Origin of the sequence: Methylobacterium sp. Leaf99, assembly GCF_001422375.1 — a bacterium.
GTDB lineage: Bacteria > Pseudomonadota > Alphaproteobacteria > Rhizobiales > Beijerinckiaceae > Methylobacterium.
In genome coordinates this window covers 2,150,495-2,175,642 of sequence record NZ_LMMU01000001.1, presented here as the reverse complement: position 1 = coordinate 2,175,642, position 25,148 = coordinate 2,150,495, and the positions used below count along the sequence as shown (strand labels likewise).

Sequence of the window (25,148 nt, the reverse complement as noted above, 5' to 3'; positions counted from 1 at the left end):
GAAGTGATCAAGCGAAGGCGGCCTCAGGGGGCCGCGATGAGGTCCTTGATGCGCGCGGCCAGGGTCTCCAGGACGAACGGCTTAGTGAGGACCTGCATGCCGGGGCGGAGGTAGCCGTTCCCCAGCACCGCGTTCTCGGCGTAGCCGGTGATGAACAGCACCTTGAGGTCGGGCCGCCGCTCGCGGGCGGCGTCGGCCATCTGGCGCCCGTTCATGCCGCCCGGCAGCCCCACATCGGTCACGAGCAGATCGATGCGGACGTCGGAGTGCAGCACCTTGAGGCCGGCGAGGCTGTCGGCGGCCTCGATGGCGGTGTAGCCGAGATCCTCCAGCACCTCGGTGACCAGCATCCGCACGGAGGGCTCGTCGTCGACGATGAGCACGGTCTCGCCCTGCCCGGCCCGGCGGACCTCCGCCAGCTTCCGGGTGACGTCGTCGGCGTCGGCCTCGCCGTCGTGGCGCGGCAGGTAGAGGCACACCGTCGTCCCCGCGCCGACCTCGGAATAGATCCGGACCTGCCCGCCGGACTGGCGCGCGAAGCCGTAGACCATCGACAGGCCGAGCCCGGTGCCCTCCCCCGTGGGCTTGGTGGTGAAGAACGGCTCGAACACCTTGCCCACGAGGTCCGGGGCCATGCCGGTGCCGGTGTCGGTGACGCAGACGCTGAGATACTGGCCCGCCGGCATGTCGTGGCGCCGGGCGCCGGATTCGTCGATCCAGGTGTTGGCGGTCTCGATGGTGATGCGGCCGCCGTCCGGCATGGCGTCGCGGGCGTTGATGCACAGGTTCAGCAGGGCGTTCTCGAGCTGGCCCGAATCGATCAGGGCCGGCCACAGGCCCGCGAGGCCGACGACCTCGAGGTGGACGGCGGGCCCGACCGTGCGCCGGACCAGCTCCTCCATGCCCCGGATCAGGCGGTCCACGTCCGTGGGCTTGGGGTCGAGGGTCTGGCGCCGGGAGAAGGCGAGCAGGCGGTGGGTCAGGGCGGCGGCGCGGCGGGCGGCGCCCTGCGCCACGGTCATGTAGCGGTCGAGGTCGCCCAGGCGCCCCTGGATCATCCGGGTCTGCATCAGTTCGAGGGACCCCGAGATGCCGGCGAGCAGATTGTTGAAATCGTGGGCGAGGCCGCCGGTGAGCTGGCCCACGGCCTCCATCTTCTGGGATTGGCGCAGGGCTTCCTCGGTCAGGCGCAAAGCCTCGGCCTGGTGCTTGACCGCGGTGACGTCGCGGACCGAGGCGTAGATCAGGCCGTCGCGGGGCACCGCGTTCCAGGACAGCCACACGGCGTGGCCGTCCCTGTGGCGGTAGCGGTTCTCGAAGGTGAGCTGGGCCTCGCCGCGGGCCAGGCCGCGCGCCGCCTCCAGGGTGACGGCGACGTCGTCGGGATGCACGAACTCGAGGAACGGCCGCGCCTTCAACTCGGCGTCGCTCCAGCCCAGGGTCCGGGGCCAGGCCGGGTTGAGGCTGACGAAGTGGCCGTCGAAATTGGCGACGCAGAGCAGGTCGGAGGACGCCTGCCAGACCTGGTCGCGCTCCGCCGTGCGGGCGGCGACCTGGCGTTCGAGGTCGGCCTCGGTCTGCTTGCGCGCGGTCACGTCCTGCACGAACACGTGGATGCCGTCGACGCGGCCGTCGGCGGCCCGGCGGGGCAGGTAGCGGATCTCGGCGACCCGGGGGCGTCCGTCGCGGTGCGGCCAATCCAGCTCGAAGGTTACCGCCTCGCCCGCCAGGGCCCGCTCCATGAACGGCCGCCGCGCCGCGTAGGCCTCCGGCCCGAGGAGGTCGCGCACGTCCTGGCCGACGATCCGGTCGGCGGGCACGGCGAACCAGTCGTCGTAGGCCCGGTTGGCGAAGCGGTAGACGTGGTCGGCGCCGATGAAGGCGATGAGGACCGGCAGGGCGTCGGTGACGAGGCGCAGCTCGCGTTCGCCGGCCTCCGCCCGCGCCTCCATGGTCCGCCGGTCGGTGATGTCGGAGAAGAAGATGGCGACGCGGTGGGACGCGGGGTCGCCGTTACGCAGGGCCCGCACGTCGAACCAGCGCCCGAACACGTCGGCGTAATGCTCGAAATGCGCGGGCTCGCCGGTGAGCGCCACCCGCCCGTAGGTGTCGAACCAGTGCCGCTCCAGGCCGGGCGCGAACTGGCTGACCCACTGGCCGGCGACGTCGGCCCCCGTCTGCCGGACGAAGGCGGGATTGGCCTCGACGATGCGGTAGTCGACGGCGCGGTCCCCCTCGAACTTCATCTCGACGATGCAGAACCCGACCTCGATGCTCTCGAACAGGGTCCGGTAGCGCGCCTCGTTCTCCCGCAGGGCCGCCTCCGCGAGGGTGCGCTCGGTGACGTCGTGCCCCTCCACGAAGATGCCGCTGACCGCCCCGTGGGCGTCGGTGATGGGCTGGTAGACGAAATCGAGGTAGCGCGCGTTGACGGGGCCGCCCGGCACGGCCTGGACGTCGTAGCGGGCCGCCGTGGCCCAGTGCGGCCGGCCGGAGCGAAACACCCCGTCGAGCAGATCGACGTAGCCCTGGGCGGCGGCATCCGGCAGGGCCTGCGCCACGGTGCGGCCGATGACGGCGCGGTGGTCGATGGCCCGCTGATAGGCGGCGTTGGTCAGGGCGAAGCGATGCTCGGGACCGGACAGGAGGGCGATGAAGCTCGGGGCCTGCTCGAACATCTCGGCGAGGGAGGCCGACTGGGCGCGCAGGCGGCGGACCTCCGCTTCGAGCTCTTCGCGCGACAGGGTCTTTGGATCGGGACGGGGCGCGGCGGTCATGGCAGCGGACCTAGCGCGGGATTGTGGTACGGGCGAGGAGAATCGGGTTTCGGGAGAGGGGTCTCGAAGGATCGGCCTTGAAGGATTTCATTGCTCCGGTGCCGGGCGCGCCCCTCCTCCCCCTTGCGGAGAGGAGCCGGAGGGGGGGCGAGCGACCGGCACCGTCCACGATGGACCCCCATGTGTGGCGCCCGCGATTCGCAGAGGCAAGCGGCGCCACCCCTGCCCCTGCCCCCTCCCCGCAAGGGCAGGGCGATCGCAGATGAGGGTCGCGGTCTGAAGCCGCCGCCGAAGGGGCTGTCGACGAAGCGCCGCCCCCCGTGCGCATCCCCTCGCCCCGCCTGCGGGGAGAGGGACGCGTCTCCCCCCTGCCGGGGAGCGCGTCGAGGCGGCAGCCGAAGGTGAGGGGGCGAATCCGTGTGAGACACGTCCGGAATCGCCCCCTCACCGTCGCTGCGGCTTCGCCTGCGCTCGCCGCAGGCACGACAGGGTGCCTACGGCCCTCTCCCCGCAGGCGGGGAGAGGGGGATGCGCGCAGACGCTCTGCACGAAGGGGCAACGGCCGGCCCAAACGCATGCACCCCGCTGCGATCGCCCTCTCCTTCCAGGAGAGGGGACCCGCGCTGCCGGCCCGATGGGTGAATGCGGTAGCCCGGCAGGAGACGGGGCCGGTCGCGTCTCATCTGCGATCGCCCTGCCGCAAGGGGGAGGGCGATCCGAAGCGCTTCGTCCGGCCGCCGGGACGCGCCGCCCGGCCCCTGCGCGGTTCCGCTTTTGCCCATCATGCACTAGACCCAGCAACCCGTCCGGTCCTCCGCCCGGTCCAACTCGCCCCTGAAGAAGCGCCCGCCCCCCATGTGCGAACTGCTCGGCATGAGCGCGAACGTGCCCACCGACATCCGGTTCTCCTTCGCCGCCCTGGCGCGGCGCGGCGGCGAGACCGGTCCGCATGCCGACGGCTGGGGCATCTCGTTCTACGAGGGACGGGGCGCCCGCGCCTTCCACGAGCCGGAGCCGAGCGCGCAGTCGGAGCTCGCAAGACTCCTGCGCCGCACGCCGATCAAGAGCCGCATCGTCATCGCCCACGTGCGCAAGGCCAACCGCGGCCGGGTGAACCTCGAGAACACCCACCCGTTCAGCCGGGAATTGTGGGGCCGGCGCTGGACCTTCGCGCACAATGGCCAGCTCAAGGGCGTGAAGAGGTGGCCCCTGACCTGGTTCAAGCCCGTGGGCTCCACGGACAGCGAGCACGCCTTCTGCTGGATGCTCGACCAGTTGCAGCAGCGCTGGCCCGACCTGCCGAGCCCGGCCCGCCTCGACCGCGCCGTGGCCGACCTCTGCGCCGAGCTCCACGCCTTGGGCGTGTTCAACATGCTGCTGTCCGACAGCCGCACCCTCTACGCCCATTGCGGCAAGCGCCTGTGCTACCTCACCCGGTGCGCGCCCTTCGGCACCGCCACCCTGGTGGACGAGGATTGGCGCGTCGATTTCGCCCAGGAGACGGGCACCGACGACGTGGTGACGGTGATCGCCACCAAGGCCCTCACCCGCGACGAGTGCTGGACCGACGTCGAGCGCGGCCACGTGCTGTCGCTGCGCGACGGCGCCGTGCGCATCCTCAAGCCCGACGGCCGGGCGTCCGCGCGGGCGCCGTCCCCCTGCGGCTGTTGATGCCGGGGATCGCGCAACCCTGACGGTTGCGGGCCGGGATGCGTGGCCGGGCGGGATGCGCTACAACGCGTTCAAACGACGGGCCCCGCGCGCAGCGGCGTGCCGCCCTCCCCCGCGATCAGAACACGACGAGCCATGACCCGCGACGCGACCGACACTGCCGCCGACCTCGACGCCCCGGCGGATGCCCGCCCGAACCTGTCGTCCAACATCCGGACGCATCTCGGCGATCACCTGCGCACAGTCTACGACCGCCTGCCCACGGACGAGCAGCCGAGCCGCTTCGCCGAACTCATCGAGAAGCTCGAAGCGGCCCTGAAGGCCCGCGGCGAGGCCATCGAGCCCGAGTTCCGCAACGGCCTCCTGGCCGCCGTGCCGTCCTTGCGCGCCTTCGCCCTGTCGCTCACGAGCAACCCGGCCCGCTCCGACGACCTCGTGCAGGACACCCTGCTCAAGGGCTGGCAGCACCGCGCCCGGTTCCAGCCCGGCACCAACCTCAACGCGTGGCTGTTCACCATCCTGCGCAACATCTTCTACTCGGACCACCGCAAGCGCGTGCGCGAGGTCGAGGACCAGGACGGCTCCTACGCCGCCCGCCTCGCCACCGCCCCGCACCAGGGCGACCGCCTCGACGTGGAAGACCTGCAGACGGCGCTGGCCAAGCTGCCGCCCGACCAGCGCGAGGCCCTGGTGCTCGTCGGCGCCGAGGGCGTCTCCTACGAGGAGGCCGCCGCCATCATGGGCTGCAAGGTCGGCACGGTGAAGAGCCGCGTCAGCCGCGCCCGCGGGCGCCTCGCCGAACTTTTGGGCTACGACGAGGAAGACCTGTCGTCGGACCGGCTGATCCAGTCGGCGATGCCGAAGGACTGAAGCGGGCGCGTTGTCCCGTCCCGCGTCCGGGTGGTCGCGGAGGGCGGGTCGACCGCGCGCCGTTCGTCCGTCGTGCGGAGCGCTGGCGCGCACCCCCCTCTCCCCGCTCGCGGGGAGAGGGCCGCAGGCACCCCGTCGTGCCTGCGGCGAGCGAAGGCGAAGCCGCAGCGACGGTGAGGGGGCTGCGTCGGAGGAGTCTCATCCGGATTCGCCCCCCCACCGTCGGCTGCCGCCTCGCCGCGCTCCCCGGCAAGGGGGAGACGCGTCCCTCTCCCCGCAGGCGGGGCGAGGGGATGCGCGCCAAACGGTCGGTTTTCCTCGAACGTCGCGATTCGCGCCTAAAACTCCCGCGCGCCCCAACCCCCTAGTTCCGCGCGCCCTGCGATGCGCCGATGCCGCCGAGACCGATGCCGGTGTTGGCGCTGCGGCCGGAGCCGCCGCCCATGTTCCCCATGCCGCCGTAGAGGCTGCTGACGCCCTGGCCGCGCAGGAGGCCGGTGGGATCGCGGCGCGCCTCGGACCGGGGGATCTCGATGGTCTGCTGCGGCGCGCGGTAGGTCGGCGCCTGCTTGAGGGCGTTCCACGTCCGCGACTGGGCGAGGGCGGCGCCGGTGCCGAGGATCTGGGCGGCGGCGAGGGCGACGACGAGGTGCTTCATGATGCTCTTCTGTGCGAGTGGACTATAATTTAATCAACGTCCCGCACGGACTGCATAATCCCTGGGCTTACGTGCCCTTCCGAAAGGCATTGTGCCCTTTCTCACATCATCGACGGGAGCGGGGATGAGGGCCGGCCCCGCTTCGGTCGGAGCGTCCCGGCCCCGTCCCCGGGCCCTGCGCCCCCGGCCCTGCGCCGCCGGCCGCGGGTTTTTCGGCATCCCTTTGCGGGGGTCGCACGTTGAGGCCCCGAACCCGGCAGCGCTTCACAGCGACGCGGGACACTTCAACCGGGAGACTCGAACCATGACCCTCAAGACCCTTCTGGCCGTCTCGGCCCTCGCCCTCAGCCTGCCGATGGCCGCGCAGGCCCAGGGCCTCGTCCGCGGCGCCGAGCGCGGCGCGCAGGACGGCGCCGATGCGGCCGGTCCCCTCGGCGCCATCGTGGGCGGCGCCGTCGGCGCGGCCACCGGCACGGTGGGCGGCATCCTCGGCGTCGACGACCGTCCGCGCTTCCGCCAGTACGTCACCCGCGAGCGCCGCTCGTCCTACGCCTACGACGGCGATGTCCGCGTCGGCACCGTGCTGCCGAGCGCCGGCGTGACCTATTACGACGTGCCGGACGAGTACAACGCCCGCGACTCGCGCTACACCATCGTCAACGAGCGCCCGGTCCTGGTCGACCGCAGCCGCCGCATCGTCGAAGTCATCGACTGAGATCGGGACTGACGTCGCGCCGCCTCCGAAACTGAGAAAGCCCCCGGCGACGGGGGCTTTTTCTTGTGGCGCGGGCGATGATTTGTCGAAGGCGGCGCAACACTTGCCCCGTCCGGATCGTTGCCCAGTCTTCAGCACGACGGGAGATTCACCGTGAGCGACCACCCCCTGCCCGACGCGGCCCTGCCGGAGCCGGTGCGCGACCACCTCGGCCAGCAGCTGCGCTCGGTCTTCACCACGGACGAGGCCGTGCCGGAATACCTCGGCGATCCGGTGACGCCGGCGGCGTTCGGGCCCCAGCTCAAGCGCCTCGAAGTCCGCCTGAAGACCCACGAGGAGGGCACCGGCGCCGTCGAATCGGCCCTCGACGGCCTCGTCGAGGACCTGACGGGCAAGCCCCCGACCGGGATGGCCCCCTGATCAGACCGCCGGCTTCGTCGCCAGGAGGTCGCGGATCTCCGTGAGGATCTTCACGTCGGCCGGCACCTCGGGAGCGGGCTTGGCCTCCTCGCGGCTGACGAGGCGGTTCATGGCCCGGATCACCAGGAACAGCACGAAGGCGACGATCATGAAGTTGATCGCCACCGTGAGGAACTGGCCGTAGCCGATCACCGCGCCCTGCTTCTTGGCATCGGCATAGGCGGCGCCCTTCTGCACGCTCGACGACAGGGCGATGTAGTAGTTCGAAAAGTCGAGGCCGCCCGTGATCGCCCCGATCATCGGCATGAACACGTCCTGCACCGCCGAGGTGACGATGGCGCCGAAGGCCGCGCCGATGATCACGCCGACGGCGAGATCGACCACGTTGCCGCGCAGGGCGAATTTTTTGAATTCTTCGAGCATCGTGCGTCCCCGCGCGTGATTCTTCGCGCGAAGACTACGGGATGCTGTTGCACCGCGACAGGCGCGGCGCTCAGCTGTCCACGGCGCGATCGCGCTCGGAGCTGCCGGGATCGCGGTCGTCGTCGGGGGCCGGCAGGCTCGCGGCCGCCCGCGCCTCGGCCCTGGCCCGGCGGCGGTACTGCGCCGCGCCGATGGGCAGGGTGACGAGGTAGCCGAGACTGAGCGCCACCATGGCCTCGAACGGGAACGAGATCAGCAGGCCGAAGCCGGCGACCCCCACGAGGAAGATCGGCAGCACGGCCTCCCGCGGCACCCGCTTGCCCACGGTCTTGCCGGAGAAGGTCGGCACCGTGGAGACCACGAGCAGGGCGATGCACAGCATGTAGCCGAGGACCACCGGGGCGGCCCAGCGCTCCAGGGGCAGGCCGAGGAAGTGCAGGTAGAGCGGCAGCAGCACCGTGAGCGCCCCCGCCGGCGCCGGCATGCCGACGAAAAAGTCTTTCTTCCAGGCCGGGCGGTTGGGGTCGTCCAGCATGGCGTTGAAGCGGGCCAGACGCAGGGCCATGGCGATGGCGAAGATGAGGGCGACGATCCAGCCCACGGAGCGCAGCTCCTTCAGGGCGAAGCCGTAGAGGATCAGGGCCGGGGCGCAGCCGAAATTGACGAAGTCGGCGAGGGAATCGAGCTCGGCCCCGAAGCGCGAGGTGCCCTTCAGCATCCGGGCCACGCGCCCGTCGATGCCGTCGAGGAAGGCGGCGGCCACGATGGCGATGACGGCGGGCTCGAACTTGCCCTCGAAGGCGAGGCGGATGGACGTGAGCCCGAGGCACAGGGCCATCAGGGTGATCATGTTCGGCGCGATCATCCGGAACGGCACCGGCTTGAACCGGCGCGGCCGCGGCTCGTTGGCGTCGGGGGCGAAGGGCGGGAACAGGTCGTCCATGCTCATCCCCTCAGATGCGCCGGAACGTGCGCTCGGGTCCACCCGCCAGATCCGCCAGGACGGTCTCGCCCGCCACGGCCTTCTGGCCCAGCCCGACGAGGACGCGGGTGCCCACGGGCAGGTAGACGTCGACCCGCGAGCCGAAGCGGATGAGGCCGAAGCGCTCGCCGACGTTGAGGGTGTCGTTGGCATGGACCCAGCCGACGATGCGGCGCGCCACCAGCCCGGCGATCTGCACCACGCCGATGCGCAAGGGGGCGCCCGCGTGGGTCGTCTCCATGACGAGGCCGTTGCGCTCGTTGTCGTCGCTGGCCTTGTCGAGCTCGGCGTTGAGGAACAGGCCCGGCGTGTAGTGGATCTGGCCGATGCGGCCGGTCACCGGCACGCGGTTCACGTGGCAGTCGAACACGTTCATGAACACCGAGATGCGCAGCATCGGCTCCTGCGGCAGGTCGAGCTCCGGCGGCGGCAGCACCGTGGAGATGAGGTTCACCCGCCCATCGGCCGGCGACACCACGAGGCCGTCGCCCACGGGGGTGACGCGCTCGGGATCGCGAAAGAAGTAGCAGACCCACAGGGTGAGGATCAGGAAGATCCAGCCGAGGGACTGGGCGAAGTACCCGCCGATCACCGTCAGCACGATGCCGATGAGGATGAACGGATAGCCCTCCTTGTGGATCGGCACGAGGGTTCGGCGAATCGTCTCGAGGAGGTCGGACATGCGGTCTTTCAGATCGTGGCCCGGCACGGGCGCGAACGGGAATCCGGACTCCGCGCGATGGCAGGGCGGGGGGCGCGCGTCAACCTTTGGGGGGTTTTGGCGGCGGGCGGCGACGCCCCCTCGCGGACGCACCCCCTTTCCCGGACGCCTGCAACGCAGTGGAAGGCGATCCGGGACCCAGCACACGAAGGGCCGCGCAGCGGCGCGACCGTCAGCACGGTTGCGGAAGCCGGACGCTGCGCGCCTTTTCGCGCTGGGTCCCGGGTCGCCTTCCGCTGGCGCTCCATGCGCCCGGGACAGGGGCGCTTGAACGCAGGCAGGTGCCCGTGAATCCACCCCTTGTCTTCATCCTGGAGGTGCCGGCGTGCAGCGCTGGCCTCGCAGGAGTGCTCCAGCGCGGCGCTCGATTCTTGGAGGGCTCCTTCGAGGCCGCTGGGCGGCACCTTAGGATGAGGAGGCGGGTGTGGAGGCACTGGGTGCAAGACGGCCCGTCGTTCCGGGGCGCCCGAGGCGAACCCGGATCCCAGAGCCACCCGACACTGCTAAACCTTACGGAACCGATGGTTCTGGTTCCAGGGTTCCGCTATACGGCGCCAGGATGACGGCGTGGCGGGAAATCCTATTGTGGCTGCCAATCAGAATAATTAGCCTCAAGCTTACAAATGAGCGCAGAAATTACGATACAAATCCAAGATTATATCTACAAATTATATCATTTTATTACTTCACCTCCTGATAATGACTTTTCAAAAATCTCTTTTTCTTAGTAAAAGAAGCTACAATGCTTTTTTCGAGCTCGTAAAACTAAAACTCGTCCTGGTAGTGTTCGATACGATCTAAATTTATTGTCAGTATGTATTGCTGTTCGTCATCAAATCTTGCTCGCGTAAGGATAAACTCCAAATTTCTTTGTAGCGTATCGTCATCGACATCAAAAATGTTATCGTGAATAAGTATACCCGGATGTCGATATTTCGTGTAAACGTTCAATAACAACGCTATATCATAGATGAAAACTTTCTCTCTTTCAACACTATGACTACCGTCGTCATCAATTCGTAGAATTATATCAACAACATGTTTCTTGGCGGTTACACTCACCCCAAACGACGCATTTCTGTTGCCCTGAATGAAATAATGAATTGCAATGATACTCCTCTGAAATGATTCCAGCTGCTCAGAAACAGCCAAGATACTTGCGCGAAGCAAGAGATTTTCCGCCTCGATTTGAGACTTTTTATCTTGACGCTCAATCAGCAACGCGTCGTAGCGACCTAAAAAACTTTTTAGCTGGCCAAGTTCATCGCTTTTAGCTTGGAACGAGGCGTATGTCTGCCGAAGGTTACTTAGATGTCCTTCTTGATCAAGTACTGACATTAATGTGGCATACCGATTATCTAACTCAGAAAGCTGGCTGTTCAGCTTCCGAATCTCCACATTGATAATTTTTCTTTTTTCTTGCAGTAAATAGTGCTGAAAATTTTCAATCTTGGACTTGAAAGAAATCACCTCGTTGAGATCGCGGACGATGCTAGTGCCAAGACCGGCTCGAAGCTGATCGTAGAAATCACGTATCTCGTCAGTATCTACAATAGCCTCCAATGCAATCGGCTCCAATTTTTTGGAACGCGTTACTAGCACGTCCTTACGAAGGCGAAACTCAGAACATTGGTCTTCGATTTCGAGGATTTCATCCTTCACAATATCGTACGCCTCAGCGTTTTTTAAAGAATCAATGCCCCTTCGGATGGTCTCAACCTCACCGTCCAGTGCATTGAGATCAGTGCGGGCCTCTTCAAGATTTTTTTGTCGAACTAGCTTCACGCTATCTTTAATTCGCGCCCTCTCAACGGCTATCAAATCTATCTCTTTCTGAATACCCTTGATAGAACGATAAATTTCAATATTTATGCCTAATAACATTAGATGAGGGGCGTAGTTATCTGGAATACGGGCGTTGGTATCAAAACAGGCCACGAGTGACTTGAACTCGGATCGTTCGTCGCGGATCAACGGACCTAGAATCTCTCGGAATCCGACTCTGAAGCTTTGATCGGGAAAGAGCTTTCCCGTAAGAAAGTCGGTCGCATCCTTGACTTTGGTGTAGACTCTTTCGTGACCGTCTACCACAATACGCGGCTGCTCTGCGGCCTCAAGGGATCTTTTAATAATGCAGGCAACCCCATGAATCTCAAGCTCAACACAAATAAAAATAGATGGATCTAAGACTTGTTCCGGGATTTTTGCGACCCGGCTTTCTGATTTTCGTTTTAGAAGCGCAAAGCTTACAAACTCAATACAAAGCGATTTACCAACGCCGTTATTTTTTGAACTAGTTTCATCGCTTTCGCCCAAGATAACATTGACCCCCGGCATGAAGGTGATCGGATCTATGAAGGCTGGCTCAGTGTAAAGACGTTTAATCAACATCGCGCACTATCAGGTATGGCTCTTCGAAATCAATTAGCCCCAATGCGTAAAGAAATATTATGCCATGGAAAAATGAGTTCCATGCAAACCAGCTCTCGTGCTTGAAATGGTTGACGACATCGAAAATGCTGATCTGGCCCTCACCTGATAGGTTCAGATAGCGCGCAATCTCGAAGCCTACTATTGCTGGAGCTTTGTCGAGAGCTTCATCCTTGAGAAAGATACTAGGCATCGGACATCAGCTTATTGGGAAAAATATTGCACGCGATCAGCTGATTAATAAGATAATATCGAATAGCGCCTTCATCAAACCCTACAGCACTAGTTCCCATCATCCGAAGAATTTTTTTTGTCAGTAAATCAAGGGCAGTTTTCGGATTACCTCGAACCTCTGTTAGAATTTTATCGCTCCACACCATCAGGTAAACCTGAAGCTTACGCACACGTACATGACCGAGGTCAGAATGCCGGTCAACTTCGGCTAATGCGCGTCCGTACAGTTCGTGCAGTTCGACATATTGTCTCTGTAGGAACCCTGCATGGTTAGCAAACCGGTCGCGAACCTTTCCAGTGGGATCAGGGTCTTCTCGGAGGTTGCCGATAGAGGTTCCTTCCTCTGTAACGCTAAGAACTTCAATAAGTCGGATTAGAGTAGATACTTCGTTTGACTGCCTAGGTTCCGCTATGGTCAATTCGTCGAAAAGAAAATCCCGGCATAGTTCGATTTTTTTCAGCGAAAGATTGGAAATTTTTCTAATAATTTCTGGTATGTCCCAAACATCATCTATCAGAGACATACTGAAAACACCGCTACCGCCTAAAATTCTTTGTCTGTATTTTTGTTTTTCGCCAATTATGATGACGATCAAGCGATCGTATAGTTTGTCGAGTCGACTAGAAACAAATCCGTTGTGAGTATGCTTGATTTTAGCAATTTCTGACGTAGAGGTTACTTGAATCGCTATTCGTCCGCCCCTATCACCGAGGTCAATAGCACGCGCATTTCTCTCAATAATATTAATGCTCTCAAGCGTGTATCCTAAAGCTAGGTTTAAGAAATCGCGGAAAAATATCTCTGCGTGAATATTAATATCTTGGAGATTGAGCCCATTGAGATGCCCGACGGATATCTGCAAATGCGTCAAGTAATGCGAAACGTCTTCTAAAAGGCGCTGGCGATTCATGACAAGGACAACCTACCCTTCAATAAATCCAATATCTTTAATTTTAGAAAGACCCATAACCAACTTTAGACTAGATGCTTTGCACTAGCATATATTCTTAAATTTTATTTTTGAATAATATCTGTTGTCTGCATGCCTGATTAACTTCTTATCATTGGGATATGCACCGCCTTTAGACACTTTTCCCACCTCAGCAGACATGAACAAATTACCCAAGCGAACGCTAAGGATAACTACCGCGATTTGAAATTTTTTACAAACAATAAGGCCTTGATGTTCAGGCCATCATGCCGCCCAAAAATCGGCTCCATGAATCAATCTTTGACTTCAAAGTCGCTGGATCGGCTCGGGTGAGCGCTCAGTAGGAAATCGCGTGCTTTAGGCCGTAAGCTCCATCAGACGCTCCCCATCCACCCCCTGCAACACCGCCAAAGCCGCATCAGCCTCCCGCTGCCGGCTCCACAGGCTCGCATAAACCCCACCGGCATCCAGCAACCCCTGGTGCGTCCCCCGCTCCACAATCACGCCCTTGTCCAACACCAGAATCTCGTCGGCGTTGACCACCGTCGAGAGGCGGTGGGCGATGACGAGGGTGGTGCGGCCGCGGGACACCTTGTCGAGGGCGTCCTGGATTTCGCGTTCGGTGAAGCTGTCGAGGGCCGAGGTCGCCTCGTCGAGGACGAGGATCGGGGGCCCTTTCAGGATGGTGCGGGCGATGGCGACGCGCTGCTTCTCGCCGCCGGAGAGTTTCAGGCCGCGCTCGCCCACGGGGGTGTCGTAGCCCTCGGGCAGGGCGGAGACGAAGCGGTCGATCTGGGCCAGGGACGCGGCCTCGCGCACTTGCGCGTCCGTCGCATCCCAGCAGCCGTACCGGATGTTGTACCCGATGGTGTCGTTGAACAGCACCGTGTCCTGCGGGACCATGCCGATGGCGGCCCGGAGCGAGCTCTGGGTGACGGCGGCGATGTCCTGGCCGTCGACGCGGATGCGCCCGCCCTGCGGCTCGTAGAACCGGAACAGCAGGCGCGACAGGGTCGACTTGCCGGCGCCCGAGGGGCCGACGATGGCCACCGTCTTCCCCGCCGGCACGGTGAAGGAGACGCCGCGTAGGATCGGCCGGGCGGGATCGTAGGCGAAGCGCACGTCCCGGAACTCCACCGTGCCTCCCTGGGCCTTCAGCGCCGTCGCGTCCGGCCGGTCGGCGATCTCGGGGTTGCGGTGGAGGATGAGGAACATGTCGTCGATGTCGATGAGCGCCTGTTTGATCTCGCGGTAGATCATGCCCATGAAGTTGAGGGGCATCGACAGCTGGATCAGCATGGTGTTGACGAGGACGAACCCGCCGATGGTGGTGCGCCCGGCCATGATGTCTCTCGCTGCGAGCCACATCACCACCGTCATGCCGATGGTGAAGATCACCGCCTGGCCGGCGTTGAGGACGGCGAGGGAGACGTAGGTCTGCGTCGAGGCCTTTTCGTACTTGGCCATGGAGGCGTCGTAGCGCTCGGCCTCGCGGCGTTCGGCGCCAAAGTACTTCACGGTCTCGAAGTTCAGGAGGGAATCCACCGCCTTGGTGTTGGCGTCGGTGTCGGAGGCGTTCATGCGGCGGCGGATCTCGATGCGCCACTGCGTCGCCTTCCAGGTGAAGCCGAGATAGGCCGCCACCATCAGGAACACGACCGCCGAGTAGATCCAGTCGAACTCGTAGGCGAGCACGCCGATGACGAGGACGAACTCGACGATGGTGGGCACCAGGGTGAGCACCATCAATCGCGACAGCTCCTCGATGCCGCCGCGGCCGCGCTCCAGCACCCGGGTCAGGCCGCCGGTCTTGCGCTCGAGGTGGAAGCGCAGGGACAGGCGGTGCATGTGCTCGAAGGTCTGCAGGGCCAGGCGCCGGACGGCGTGCATCGCCACCTTGGCAAACAGCCCGTCGCGGACCTGGGTCAGCCCGGCCATGGCCACCCGCGACAGGCCGTAGAGTCCGATGAGCACCATGGGGGCGGCGAGCAGTCCCGTCGGGATCGCGTCGCCGGCCTTGCGGTCGGTCATCGCCACCAGGGCGTCCGTCGCCCACTTGAAGGTGAACGGGGTCACCATGGTGACGAACTTCGCCACGATGAGCAGGCCGAACGCGAGGAACACCCGCCGCTGCAGGTCGGGCCGGCCGTACGGCCAGAGGTAGGGCCACAGGCGGCGATAGGTGGCGACGAGGCCGGGGCGCGCGGGCGGCGTGCCGCCCGGCGCTTGCGCGGGATCGGGTGTCATGGATTTCTGCGTCTCGGTGGCTGCGGTTTGGAACCGATATAAGCGCGCGCCGGTCCGCTGACAGCCGCGCACCGGCGCGGGGCGGCCCCGCGTCGGCGCGCGGGGCGGGTGCGCCGGTCCGGAACGGCGGGTTTTCCGGCGCGCGCCGGTCCGCGCCGCCGCAGGCGGAACGGGCTCAGCCGCGCTCGGCGCCCGTCACCGCCGCCGTGCCGGCGGCCGGAACCACGAAGATCTGGCCCGGATAGATCCGGTCCGGGTTGCGGATCTGCGGCTGGTTGGCGTCGTAGATCACCGTGTAGCGGGTGCCGCTGCCGTAGACGCGCCGGCTGATCTGCCACAGGCTGTCGCCCCGCACGATCCGCGCCGTGCCGATCTCGGGCACGAACACCGTGCGGGGCGCCTCCTCCGGAGCCGGCTTCGGGTCGGGCGGGGTTTTGGTTTCAACGCTGATCCTGGGTTCGGGAGCTTTGGCTTCGGCGTCGGGCCGGGGCCCCGGACCCGTCATCGCCGGCATGGGAAGGGTGGACCCGGTCCGGGGCGGATCGGCCTTAAACGGCTGAGGCAGAAGGGCGATTTTCTCCGGAGGGTTCGGCGGAACGGGCGCGGCGGAGGCGACGGGCGCGGGTTTCGCCGCAGGGGGCCGGGCCGCGGCCGGCTTCGCGGCCGGGACCGTGAAGGCGACCTCCGAGCGGGTCTTGACCTTGCCGGAGACGGGATCGACCTGGTCGACGCGGATGGCGTAGGCCCCCGGCCGGACCCCGCGCCCGATGGTGAAGGCGACGCGCCCGTCGGCCCCGGCGCTGCCCGGCGCCACCAGGGTGTCGTTGAGGTAGAGCCGCACCGTCGCCCCGGGCTGGGCCTGGCTGGTGACGTAGAGCCGCCCGCCCTCCTCCGCCTCGACGCTGACGATCTTCACCGGCGTCCCCTCCGGCGTCTCGGACGGTCGGGCAGCGGCCTTCGCCGGCGGCTTCGGGTCCGCCTTGGTCGAGCTCGCCTGAGCGGCGGTCCGGGGGTCGGCGGCGGCCTGCGCCGGGGCGACCGGATCGGGCTGCGACAGCACCACCGTGGGCCTGTCGGGGGAGGTCAGGGCGATGAGGGGCTTGGCGTCGCGGCTCTGGGCCACCACCACCGCCACGCTCTCCCGGGAGACGAGGGAGCGGCCGTCGGCCCCCGTGGAGCGCAGGGTGATCTCAACGCTGCCGGGGGACAGGGCAGGCGGCACGATGGCGAACTGGCCGGACGGGTCGACGAGCACACGGGCAATCGGCTCGTTGTCGCGCAGCATCTCGACGGTGGTGTTGGGTGCAGCCCGGCCCGCGATGACGGTCTCGCCCGAGGGCTCGACGCGGATGATGTCGAAGGTCGGCGCGGACGCCTCCGCGGCGGCCGGCGGCGCCCCGCTCCCCGGTGCGCTGGTCCCCGGCGCCACGGGATCGTCCCCCGACGGCAGGGCGGACATCTGCCCCGGCCCCGGCGGCCGGTCCGACCGGGGCTTTCCCGGCGCGCCGGAACTCCCCTCCCCGCGGCTCGGGGCCGACTCGGTGGCGGGGGCCACGGTCCGGCCCTCCGGCGCGCCGAATCCGTGCTTGAACAACTCGCTCGCGCCGTAGAGGGTGACGACGAGGGTGAAGCCGCCCAGAAGCCCCACGCCGGCGAGGAAGATGCTCCGTCGCAACTCCGCCTTCATGACGCACCACTCCCTCATCCACCGCCCGGGCGGCGGAACCGCAGTCGAAACCCGACCTGCCCTGTCGATCAATCGGCCTTTGACGGCGACATATTAACGAACATGACCGGAACACCAAACACCGATGGCCGTCCGACGGCCGGATCTCCCATAAAATCAGCACTTTGGCCCGTGGACACGGCCCGTGGTCCGCGCGGCCGGTCCCGGAAGGGAGGCGGCGCATGGCTCCGGTGAGAACCGTCTGCGTCTATTGCGGCTCGGGCTTCGGCGGCGACCCCGCCTTCACCGCGGCGGCCGAGACCCTGGGCAAGGCCCTGGCGCAAGCCGGCCTCGGCCTCGTCTACGGCGGCGGCAATGTCGGGCTGATGGGCACGGTGGCCCGCGCCGTCCTCGAGAATGGCGGCCACGTCACCGGCATCATCCCGAGCTTCCTGAAGTCGCGCGAGCGCATGCTCGACGAGATCCAGGAGACCATCGTCGTCGAGGACATGCACACCCGCAAGCGCCTGATGTTCGAGCGCTCCGACGCCTTCGTGGCCCTGCCGGGCGGCATCGGCACCCTGGAGGAACTGGTGGAGCAGCTCACCTGGGCGCAGCTCGGCCAGCACAGGAAGCCGATCCTGCTGCTCTCCGTGGCCGATTTCTGGACGCCCCTGCTGACGCTCCTCGACCACATGCGGGCCCAGGGCTTCATCCGCGAGGGGCTCGATCTGAGCTACCTCGTGGCCCACGAGGCCGAGGCCGTGGTCGGGCTCCTGCGCGACGCGGCGGCCGACACGCCCCCCTCCCCCGAGGCCGAGGCGTTCGTAACCGAGCGGCTGTGATGTCACACTAGCCGATCAGGGGGGGGCGGACGACGTTCGGATAAGACTAGAGGGGGCGATCACGGCGCCACGCTCCAGGTGGTGCCGTCCTTGCCGTCCTTGACCGCGACGCCCATCGCCAGGAGTTCGTCGCGGACGCGGTCGGAGGCGGCCCAGTCCTTGGCGGCGCGGGCCGCGCGGCGGGCCTCGATCAGGGCCTCGACCCGGGATACGTCAACACCGGCGGCCCGGATGCTGCCCTCCTCGCGGGCCGACCGGGTCTCGCCGAGGAGGCCCATGAGGTTGGCGCCGGCCTTGAGGCTTCCGGGATCGTCGAGGCGGTGGAGTTCGGCCAGCGCCGAGGCGGTGTTGAGGTCGTCGCTCAGGGGTTCGAGCACCCCGGCCGGGATCGTGCCGGCGGGCGCATCGCCGACGATCCCGTACCAGCGCTCCAGGGTCCGGCTCGCCTCTTCCAGGCCCCGCAGCGTCCAGTCGATGGGCTGGCGATAATGCGTCTTGAGCATGGCGAGGCGAGCCACCTCGCCGGGCCAGTCCTTGAGCACATCGCGGATGGTGATGAAGTTGCCGAGCGACTTCGACATCTTCTCCCCCTCCACCTGCAGGAAGCCGTTGTGGAGCCAGACATTGGCCATCACGTCGGTGGAAAAGCAGCAGCGCGACTGGGCGACCTCGTTCTCGTGGTGGGGGAAGATGAGGTCGATGCCGCCGGCATGGATGTCGAAGGTCTGCCCGAGGTGCTTCCACGACATGGCGGAGCACTCGATGTGCCAGCCGGGGCGTCCGGGTTCGGCGAGGCCGCAGGGCGAGGGCCAGGACGGCTCGCCGGGCTTCGAGGGCTTCCACAGGACGAAGTCGAGGGGCGAGCGCTTGTAGGGGGCGACCTCGACGCGGGCGCCGGCTTCCATCTCGTCGAGGGGCCGCTTCGACAGGCCGCCGTAATCGGGCATGGACGGCACGTCGAACAGGACGTGGCCCGCCGCCACGTAGGCGTGGCCGGCGGCCACCAGCCCCTCGATGATGGCGATCATCTCGGCGATGTGGTCGGTGGCGCGCGGCTCGACGAACCGGGGCCGGGCCCCCGCCACGTTGACGTCCTCGGGCATCAGCACGCCGAGGCGGCGGATGTCGTGGTGGAAGCCGGCCAGCGTCCCATCGGTGAGTTCGCGGATGGTGATGCCGCGCGCCGCCGCGCGGGCGTTGATCTTGTCGTCCACGTCGGTGACGTTGCGGGCGTAGGTGACGTGCGCCGGACCGTAGAGGTGGCGCAGGAGCCGGAACAGCAGGTCGAAGACGATGATCGGGCGGGCGTTGCCGATATGGGCCGCGTCGTAGACCGTCGGCCCGCAGGCATACATCCGGACATGGCTCGGATCGATCGGCGCGAACACGGCCTTCTGCCGGGTCAGCGTGTTGTAGAGCCGCAACATCGGGGCCATGAAACCGTCCCTCGTCCCTCGGGCGGGCCGCGTGCGCCGCGAGCCTCGACCGCCCCTAGCGCCTTGGTTTTCCGCCACTTCCCGGCGTCGGTACTCCGCCGCGACCGACCCGTCCAATGGGTGGGCGGCCGCGCTGCACGGGCCGCCTGTTGCGCGAAGGCGACGGTTCCGCCGGCCGTCCTGGGCTAACCCGAATCCATGAGCAATTCGAGAACAGCGCCGCTCCGCCGCCTATCGAAAGCGATCCGCGGCGGAAAGGGTTTGTTTACCCGAACCCTTGAGATTTCCCCGAACCCGAATCCCTCCATCGAGGCTTTGCCCATGCGCCGCCCGGCCGCCGAAATCGGCGCTCTCCTCGCCCTCGCCCTGATCTCGTCGGCTGCGCTCGCGGGGGGCGACGGCGAGAGCCCCGCCAGGACCTCGCTGCAGGCCAAGACCGTGCCGCAGGTGGAGAAGACCTTCCTGATTCCGGCCGGCGAAGGCTACGGCGTCGGCGATTGCCTGACCAACGGCGAGAGCAGCTGCGGCCAGGTGGTGGCCAACGCCTGGTGCGAGGCCCAGGGCTTCGCCGCGGCCGGCTCGTTCGGCGTCGCTGCCCAGGACGAGTACACCGGTGCGATCCCCGCGGTCCCGGTGATCAAGCAGGCCGAGCGCCCGATCCGCATCACCTGCCAGGATTGATCGCCGGACTTGATCTTCAGGACCGATCGCCCCGATCGATCCTGGCCGGATGCGCGTCCGAGGCCGCCTACTTCTTCAACGCGTCGGCGCATTTCGGCGGGGGTTCGGTCCCCCACGGCATCAAGGGCACGGCCGAGGTGGAGTTCTTGGGCGAGCCCTGGATCACCTTGTCCGAATAGACCATGTAGATCAGCGTGTTACGCTTGGCGTCGCAGCCGCGCACGATCTGCATGGACTTGAAGATCAGCGACCGGCGCTCGCTGAACACCACCTCGCCCTGGCCGAGCTTGTCCTTGAACTGCACGGGGCCGACCTGACGGCAGGCGAGGGAGATGTCCGAGACGTCCTCGGCGAGCCCCAGGGTGCCCTTGATGCCACCCTTCTCGGGCTGGGTGTACCAGCACGCCACACCGGCCACGGCGGGATCGTCGATCCCGTAGACCACGAGCTTGTCGTTGGGGGTGAGCGGACGCCAGACCGTGGATTTGTCGAAGATCCGGTCGGCGTCCTCGGCCCTGGCCGGCGCGGCGCCCGCGAGCGCCGCCGCGACGACGGCCACGGCCATCGTTCCCCCTGTGAGACCCCGAAGCCACATCGTCATGCATTCCCCCCCAACTCGGCTGGGGCGCATGTGGGAAGGCTGTCGCCTCCGCGCGAGGGCAGGTACAAAACTTCCGCTTCGCCGCCGCGCCGATTCCCGGAGTCGGCAAGGTTCCACTCCCGATCCTGTCAGGTCATGCCGCTGATCCTCCCCAAGATCCGCACGCTCGTCCGGGCGTTCGCCGTGACCCTCGTCACCGTCGGGACGATGGGGGCCGTGCGGGCGCAAGCCACCGACGCCTGCCTGCGCTACCGCTCGGAACTCGCCAACCTGTCCGACGGGGCGAACACCGCCCGCGCGCTCCAGAACGAGATCGGCCGCCTCAACGCCTATTACCGCACCCTGAATTGCGAGGGCGGCCGGTTCCTGTTCTTCGACTCGCGGCCGCCGCAATGCGGAGCCGTGGAGCAGCGCATCCGCGCCCTCAACGCCGGGTACGGCGCCGAGAACGGGGAGGTCACGGCCGCGCGCCGCCGGCAGCTCACGGCGGCCGTGGCCTCCGCCTGCACGGACCCGGCGAGCCGCGTGGCGCTCAACGCCCTGGACGGAACGCCGCGCGAGCCGCGGGCCCGGGGCGGCGGCCAGGTGGTGTGCGTGCGGACCTGCGACGGCGCCTACTTCCCCATGGCCAACCTGCCCGACGGGCGCGAGGGCGCCGACGACCTGTGCCAGGCCCTGTGCCCGGGTGCCGAGGCGGCCGCCTACTCGATGCCCTACGGCGACGACGCCCTGAAGCACGCCGCGACGCTCCGTGGGTCGAAGGCCTACGTGTCGCTCGCCAACGCCTTCCGGTTCCGCACGACGTTCACCCCGAACTGCTCGTGCAAGCGCGAAGGTCAGAGCTGGGCCCAGTCCCTGGTCAAGGCCGAGAGCATGCTGGTGCGCCACAAGGGCGATATCTTCGTCACGCCGATGCAGGCCGAGGCCCTGTCGCGACCGAAGGTGCGCCTCACCCTCGTCGGGCGGGCCGACAAGACCGCGGCGGTCCTGGCCGCCGACGCGGCGAACCGCACGGGCCTCGTGACCACGGAGACCGGCGCCGTGGCGGAGCACGCCGCCATCGAGGCCGCGCCCGCCGCGGCCGCGGGCGAGGAGCGCCAGCCCGTCCGGATCATCGCGCCGAACCTGTTCTCGGTTCAGGGCCAGACCCGCACCGGAACCCCCTGACGGATCGGACAACCGGCCCCGTGCCGGAGACCGGAACCGGGCGAAACGGGAACCATCCGGCCCCAATCCTGTTCCGAAGGCCTCAGCCACGACCGTGAGTGCCTTCCATGCGGCCCATCCGCCTGCTCCTCCTCACCGGCACGATCCTGCCGGCCCTCGCCCTGTCCGGGCCCTCCCGGGCCGAACCGGACCGGGCGGCGGGCGGGACGATCCAGTTGGCGCAGGGCGGGCCCGGGGACGAGGGACCGCGCGGCGGTTCCCCCGCCCGCGAGCGGCCCGAGCGCCAGGAGAGACCCGAGCGTCAGGACAGGCCCGAGCGTCAGGAGCGGCCGGAGCCGCGGCAGGACCGACCGGCGGCCCCCAGGCCGGAAAGGCCCGAGCCCCGGCAGGAGCGACCGGAGCCCCGTCAGGAACGCCCCGAGCCGAGACAGGAGCGCGAGCGGGCCGCGCCGCGCCAGGAGCGCGGCGATCCCCGGGACGAGCGTGGCCCGGCGGAACGTCCGGTCCCTCGTCAGGATCGTCAGGAGCGTCCCGACCGGCAGGAGCGCCCTGATCGTCAGGAGCGCCCCAGCCGACAGGAGCAGCAGAGCCCGCCGGCGGCGCGGGAGCGTGTGCCCGAGGCGGCTCCGGTGCGTCCGGCCGAGCCGAACCGCCGCGCGCCCGGTACGGAACACGAGCGTCCGAACGCGCCCGAATCCGGGCGGCGCGGTCCCGATGCTGCCCCGACCGAGCGGGCGGCTCCCCCGTCACCGACCCGGCCGACCCCGCCCGCGGCCGCCGATCCGCGGGTTCCCAACGCAGCCCAGCCCGCGAGGCCGACGCAGCCGGCCGATCCCCGGGCCACTCAGCCGCCGACGGAACCGGCTGCGCCGAAGGTTGCGCCGCAGCCCGCGCCCGACGGCACGCCCCCGGTCGCGCCGAACGCCCGACCCGGCGTGCCGGGGCGCCCGTTCACCCCACCCGGTGCGCCGGGCGCCGACGACCGCAATGCCGCCCCCGGCGCCGAGCGCCCGGACGGACGGGGACCCGGCGGGTCGCCGGACCGGACCGACCCGCGCGGCAATCGCGACGACGGACTGCGCGACCGGGGTCCGCGGGACCAGGAACCGCGCGATCAGGGACTGCGCGAACGCTCTCCGCGTGACGAGTCCTCGCGCGGTGACGATCGGCGCGAGGACCGCGAGCGCCGCGACGCGTTCGAGCGCGCCGGTCCGCGCACCGGCTTCAACGCCCCGGGTCGGCCCGGCTACGTCCCCGGCGGGTTCCGCGACGACGACGAGACCCGCGACTTCGACCGCGTCCGCCGCGACCGCCGCGAGTTCCAGGAGGATGGCCGGACCTATATCCGCGAGCCGGGCCGCATCATCGTGCGCGACCGCGACAACTATTTCATCCGCCACGACGAGAACGAGCGTTTTCGCGATCTGGGGCGCGGCGGCTATCGCAGCGAACGGCGCGGCGGCGATACGATCACGTATCTCGACCGGCCCGGCGGCGAGCAGATCGTCACCATCGTCGACGACGACGGCCGGCTCGTGCGCCGCTCGCGCCGGTTCCGCGATGGCCGCGAGGTCGTGATCATCGACAACGCCTTCGGCGGCGGCGCGCGGCGGCCGATCTACGACGACGTGGTCGACCTGCCGCCGCCGGACATCCGCATCCCGCGCAACCGCTACGTGGTTGATTACGACGGCGCCGACGAGGGCGCCGTCTACGAGGCTCTCTCGGCCCCGCCCGTGGTGGCGGTGGACCGGCGCTACACCCTGGACCAGGTTCGCTACAGCCCCCAGCTGCGGGCCCGGATGCGCAGCATCGACATCGATACGATCACCTTCGACACGGGCTCGTTCACGGTGACGCCGGATCAGGCCGCGCGCCTGTCCACCATGGCGGCGGCGATCAACCGGGCGATCAAGGCCAATCCGCAGGAGGTGTTCCTCATCGAGGGCTACACCGATGCCGTCGGCTCCGACGTCGACAACCTGTCCCTGTCGGACCGCAGGGCCCAGTCCGTGGCCACCGTCCTGAGCCAGAACTTCAGCGTTCCGCCGGAGAATCTGACCACGCAGGGCTACGGCGAGCAGTCCCTCAAGGTGAACACCCAGAACGCCTCGCGCGAGAACCGCCGGGTCACGGTCCGCCGCATCACCCCGCTGATCCAGCAGCAGGGGGAAGCCGCTCCGCCGCCGCGCTGAGCCTCCCGACCGGTCGGGATTGGAGAGATGCCGCCGGGGCAGTCAGATGCCTGATGCCCCGGCGCACCATCTTTGAGAGAAGAACGACGTTTGGCCCGCCGGATGGGTCCGAGGGCGACCCGAAAGCAGTGTCCGGCCTCTCCACCCCGCCCTATATCCCGCTCGCGCACGGGTGATCCGGGGCGACGTCCGGAGACGGCCCGTCGATGGGCCGTCGCGCCGATCCGAATGGGGAGCCGGCATGGACGAGACGCAACCCCGGTTGATCGAGGCGGGAACGCCGGCCTTCCGCCGCACCACCCTGGCGCTCGCGGCGGCCGGATTTTCCACCTTCGCCGTGCTCTACGGCGTGCAGCCCCTGATGCCGGTCTTCGCCGAGGAATTCCACGTCTCGCCGGCCGAAAGCAGCCTCGCCCTCTCCCTGCCCTGCGCCATGCTGGCCATCGCGCTGCTGGTGGTGAGCCCCCTCTCCGAGGTGTGGGGACGCAAGCCGATCATGGTCGCGTCCCTGTTCGCCTCGGCGGTGCTCACCATCGTGGCGGTGCTGGTTCCGAGCTGGCACGGCTTCCTCGCCCTGCGGGCCCTGACGGGGCTCGCGGCCAGCGGCCTGCCGGCGGTGGCGATGGCCTATCTCAGCGAGGAGATGCACGGGCGCGCCATCGGCCTGTCCATGGGGCTGCTCATCGGCGGCAACGCGCTCGGGGGCATGATCGGGCGGCTGGTCGCCGGGATCATCGCCGACCATGCCTCCTGGCGCTGGGGCCTCGGCACCATCGGCGTCCTGGCCCTGCTCGCGGCCATCGCGTTCCTCTTCAGCCTGCCGGATTCGCAGCGCTTCACCGCCAACCGCATGCGCTGGCGCGAGGTGCCCGGGACCTTCGGCCAGCACTTTCGCGATCCGGGCCTACCGTGGCTGTTCGCCGAGGCATTCCTGCTTATGGGCGGCTTCGTGAGCGTCTACAACTACATCGGCTTTCGCCTGCTCGATCCGCCGTTCGACCTCAGTCAGACCGCCATCGGGGCGATCTTCGTGGTCTACCTGTTCGGAACGTTCTCGTCGGCGCTCACGGGCGAGATCGCGAGCCGGCTCGGGCGCCGCAAGGTGCTGTGGCTCGCCATCCTGCTCGGGCTGGTCGGCATCACCTTGACCCTGTCGAGCCAGCTCTGGCTCATCATCCTCGGCATCGTCGTGGTCACGGTGAGCTTCTTCGGGGCCCATTCCGTAGCGAGCAGCTGGATCGGGCGCCGGGCCCTGCGCGACCGGGCCCAGGCCTCGTCGGTGTACCTGTGCCTGTACTATCTCGGCTCGTCGGTCCTCGGCACGGCGGGCGGCTGGTTCTTCGCCCATTCGGGCTGGATCGGCGTGGTGGTGTTCTTCGCGAGCCTCTACGGGCTGGCCCTCGCCATCGCGCTGCGCCTCTCGCGCCTGCCGCCCCTGGTGCCGACGGAATCCTGAGGCGGGCCCGCATCCGCGGGC

At 67.3% G+C, this 25,148-nt stretch carries 20 protein-coding genes; 9 read left to right on the top strand and 11 right to left on the bottom strand.

The annotated features are described in order from the left end of the window. Nucleotides 1-23: 23 nt before the first annotated feature. Entirely contained in the window at nt 24-2,777 is a 2,754-nt protein-coding gene (locus tag ASF28_RS21690; RefSeq protein WP_082476095.1) for a hybrid sensor histidine kinase/response regulator, read from the bottom strand. A gap of 855 nt (nt 2,778-3,632) precedes the next feature. Between ASF28_RS21690 and ASF28_RS09960 the strand changes: the two genes are divergently transcribed. Both ASF28_RS09960 and ASF28_RS09955 read left to right on the top strand, forming a co-directional pair. After that, nucleotides 3,633-4,448, top strand: coding sequence for a class II glutamine amidotransferase (locus ASF28_RS09960; protein WP_056090902.1), 816 nt, complete (start codon nt 3,633-3,635; stop codon nt 4,446-4,448). Between the two features lie 135 nt (nt 4,449-4,583). Next, nucleotides 4,584-5,318 carry a NepR family anti-sigma factor gene (locus ASF28_RS09955; RefSeq protein ID WP_056090900.1) on the top strand — a complete coding sequence of 245 codons (735 nt, stop codon included), beginning with the start codon at nt 4,584-4,586 and terminating at the stop codon, nt 5,316-5,318. Nucleotides 5,319-5,682: 364 nt separating this feature from the next. Here the strand turns inward: ASF28_RS09955 and ASF28_RS09950 are convergent, their stop codons facing one another. Next, a complete protein-coding gene (locus ASF28_RS09950; protein ID WP_056090898.1) occupies nt 5,683-5,976 on the bottom strand; it encodes a hypothetical protein in 294 nt (97 codons plus the stop codon). A 304-nt stretch (nt 5,977-6,280) separates the two neighbouring features. Here ASF28_RS09950 and ASF28_RS09945 point away from each other — a divergent pair, with 304 nt between their 5' ends. Beyond that, a complete protein-coding gene (locus ASF28_RS09945) occupies nt 6,281-6,691 on the top strand; it encodes a DUF1236 domain-containing protein (protein WP_056090891.1) in 411 nt (136 codons plus the stop codon). A gap of 153 nt (nt 6,692-6,844) precedes the next feature. Continuing rightward, a complete protein-coding gene (locus ASF28_RS09940; protein WP_082476094.1) occupies nt 6,845-7,111 on the top strand; it encodes a hypothetical protein in 267 nt (88 codons plus the stop codon). Here the strand turns inward: ASF28_RS09940 and mscL are convergent, their stop codons facing one another. The 7 genes from mscL to ASF28_RS09915 all read right to left on the bottom strand — a co-directional run bounded on the left by mscL (nt 7,112) and on the right by ASF28_RS09915 (nt 16,767). Further along, entirely contained in the window at nt 7,112-7,534 is a 423-nt protein-coding gene (mscL, locus tag ASF28_RS09935) for a large conductance mechanosensitive channel protein MscL (protein WP_056090887.1), read from the bottom strand. A 70-nt stretch (nt 7,535-7,604) separates the two neighbouring features. Then, nucleotides 7,605-8,477 carry a CDP-diacylglycerol--serine O-phosphatidyltransferase gene (gene pssA / locus ASF28_RS09930; protein WP_056091559.1) on the bottom strand — a complete coding sequence of 291 codons (873 nt, stop codon included), beginning with the start codon at nt 8,475-8,477 and terminating at the stop codon, nt 7,605-7,607. 10 nt (nt 8,478-8,487) lie between these two features. Further along, nucleotides 8,488-9,198, bottom strand: coding sequence for a phosphatidylserine decarboxylase (locus ASF28_RS09925; protein WP_056090885.1), 711 nt, complete (start codon nt 9,196-9,198; stop codon nt 8,488-8,490). Nucleotides 9,199-10,002: 804 nt separating this feature from the next. Further along, complete coding sequence (locus tag ASF28_RS21680; RefSeq protein WP_200912652.1) at nt 10,003-11,628, bottom strand: DUF2326 domain-containing protein; 1,626 nt, start codon at nt 11,626-11,628, stop codon at nt 10,003-10,005. A gap of 224 nt (nt 11,629-11,852) precedes the next feature. After that, a complete protein-coding gene (locus ASF28_RS21670) occupies nt 11,853-12,812 on the bottom strand; it encodes an SMEK domain-containing protein (protein WP_082476091.1) in 960 nt (319 codons plus the stop codon). A gap of 378 nt (nt 12,813-13,190) precedes the next feature. Further along, nucleotides 13,191-15,080, bottom strand: a complete 1,890-nt coding sequence (locus ASF28_RS09920; protein ID WP_056090881.1) for an ABCB family ABC transporter ATP-binding protein/permease — start codon at nt 15,078-15,080, stop codon at nt 13,191-13,193. A gap of 175 nt (nt 15,081-15,255) precedes the next feature. After that, nucleotides 15,256-16,767 (bottom strand): LysM peptidoglycan-binding domain-containing protein, encoded by a 1,512-nt coding sequence (locus tag ASF28_RS09915; RefSeq protein ID WP_056090879.1) that lies wholly within the window; start codon nt 16,765-16,767, stop codon nt 15,256-15,258. A 221-nt stretch (nt 16,768-16,988) separates the two neighbouring features. Here ASF28_RS09915 and ASF28_RS09910 point away from each other — a divergent pair, with 221 nt between their 5' ends. Further along, nucleotides 16,989-17,591, top strand: coding sequence for a TIGR00730 family Rossman fold protein (locus ASF28_RS09910; protein ID WP_056090877.1), 603 nt, complete (start codon nt 16,989-16,991; stop codon nt 17,589-17,591). A 59-nt stretch (nt 17,592-17,650) separates the two neighbouring features. Here the strand turns inward: ASF28_RS09910 and cysS are convergent, their stop codons facing one another. Further along, nucleotides 17,651-19,027 (bottom strand): cysteine--tRNA ligase, encoded by a 1,377-nt coding sequence (gene cysS / locus ASF28_RS09905; RefSeq protein WP_056090875.1) that lies wholly within the window; start codon nt 19,025-19,027, stop codon nt 17,651-17,653. A 321-nt stretch (nt 19,028-19,348) separates the two neighbouring features. On the opposite strand from cysS, the gene ASF28_RS09900 reads away from it, so the two are divergent. Next, the gene (locus ASF28_RS09900; protein ID WP_056090872.1) at nt 19,349-19,708 is read left to right on the top strand and encodes a hypothetical protein; all 360 of its coding nucleotides are present in this window, start codon (nt 19,349-19,351) and stop codon (nt 19,706-19,708) included. A 67-nt stretch (nt 19,709-19,775) separates the two neighbouring features. Here ASF28_RS09900 and ASF28_RS09895 read toward each other — a convergent pair whose 3' ends face one another. Next, nucleotides 19,776-20,303, bottom strand: a complete 528-nt coding sequence (locus ASF28_RS09895) for a CreA family protein (protein WP_056090871.1) — start codon at nt 20,301-20,303, stop codon at nt 19,776-19,778. Nucleotides 20,304-20,444: 141 nt separating this feature from the next. Between ASF28_RS09895 and ASF28_RS09890 the strand changes: the two genes are divergently transcribed. The 3 genes from ASF28_RS09890 (at nt 20,445) to ASF28_RS09880 (ending at nt 25,127) form a co-directional block, all read left to right on the top strand. Next, nucleotides 20,445-21,476, top strand: a complete 1,032-nt coding sequence (locus ASF28_RS09890) for a DUF2865 domain-containing protein (RefSeq protein ID WP_056090866.1) — start codon at nt 20,445-20,447, stop codon at nt 21,474-21,476. A 107-nt stretch (nt 21,477-21,583) separates the two neighbouring features. Further along, a complete protein-coding gene (locus ASF28_RS09885) occupies nt 21,584-23,671 on the top strand; it encodes an OmpA family protein (protein WP_056090859.1) in 2,088 nt (695 codons plus the stop codon). A gap of 241 nt (nt 23,672-23,912) precedes the next feature. Beyond that, nucleotides 23,913-25,127, top strand: coding sequence for an MFS transporter (locus ASF28_RS09880; protein WP_056090857.1), 1,215 nt, complete (start codon nt 23,913-23,915; stop codon nt 25,125-25,127). Nucleotides 25,128-25,148 lie beyond the last annotated feature (21 nt).

Coding starts and splice junctions, on each gene's coding strand:
- ASF28_RS21690 (WP_082476095.1), bottom strand. CDS start 2,777: ATGACCGCCGCGCCCCGTCCCGATCCAAAGACCCTGTCGCGCGAAGAG.
- ASF28_RS09960 (WP_056090902.1), top strand. CDS start 3,633: ATGTGCGAACTGCTCGGCATGAGCGCGAACGTGCCCACCGACATCCGG.
- ASF28_RS09955 (WP_056090900.1), top strand. CDS start 4,584: ATGACCCGCGACGCGACCGACACTGCCGCCGACCTCGACGCCCCGGCG.
- ASF28_RS09950 (WP_056090898.1), bottom strand. CDS start 5,976: ATGAAGCACCTCGTCGTCGCCCTCGCCGCCGCCCAGATCCTCGGCACC.
- ASF28_RS09945 (WP_056090891.1), top strand. CDS start 6,281: ATGACCCTCAAGACCCTTCTGGCCGTCTCGGCCCTCGCCCTCAGCCTG.
- mscL (WP_056090887.1), bottom strand. CDS start 7,534: ATGCTCGAAGAATTCAAAAAATTCGCCCTGCGCGGCAACGTGGTCGAT.
- pssA (WP_056091559.1), bottom strand. CDS start 8,477: ATGGACGACCTGTTCCCGCCCTTCGCCCCCGACGCCAACGAGCCGCGG.
- ASF28_RS09925 (WP_056090885.1), bottom strand. CDS start 9,198: ATGTCCGACCTCCTCGAGACGATTCGCCGAACCCTCGTGCCGATCCAC.
- ASF28_RS21680 (WP_200912652.1), bottom strand. CDS start 11,628: ATGTTGATTAAACGTCTTTACACTGAGCCAGCCTTCATAGATCCGATC.
- ASF28_RS21670 (WP_082476091.1), bottom strand. CDS start 12,812: ATGAATCGCCAGCGCCTTTTAGAAGACGTTTCGCATTACTTGACGCAT.
- ASF28_RS09920 (WP_056090881.1), bottom strand. CDS start 15,080: ATGACACCCGATCCCGCGCAAGCGCCGGGCGGCACGCCGCCCGCGCGC.
- ASF28_RS09915 (WP_056090879.1), bottom strand. CDS start 16,767: ATGAAGGCGGAGTTGCGACGGAGCATCTTCCTCGCCGGCGTGGGGCTT.
- ASF28_RS09910 (WP_056090877.1), top strand. CDS start 16,989: ATGGCTCCGGTGAGAACCGTCTGCGTCTATTGCGGCTCGGGCTTCGGC.
- cysS (WP_056090875.1), bottom strand. CDS start 19,027: ATGGCCCCGATGTTGCGGCTCTACAACACGCTGACCCGGCAGAAGGCC.
- ASF28_RS09900 (WP_056090872.1), top strand. CDS start 19,349: ATGCGCCGCCCGGCCGCCGAAATCGGCGCTCTCCTCGCCCTCGCCCTG.
- ASF28_RS09895 (WP_056090871.1), bottom strand. CDS start 20,303: ATGTGGCTTCGGGGTCTCACAGGGGGAACGATGGCCGTGGCCGTCGTC.
- ASF28_RS09890 (WP_056090866.1), top strand. CDS start 20,445: ATGCCGCTGATCCTCCCCAAGATCCGCACGCTCGTCCGGGCGTTCGCC.
- ASF28_RS09885 (WP_056090859.1), top strand. CDS start 21,584: ATGCGGCCCATCCGCCTGCTCCTCCTCACCGGCACGATCCTGCCGGCC.
- ASF28_RS09880 (WP_056090857.1), top strand. CDS start 23,913: ATGGACGAGACGCAACCCCGGTTGATCGAGGCGGGAACGCCGGCCTTC.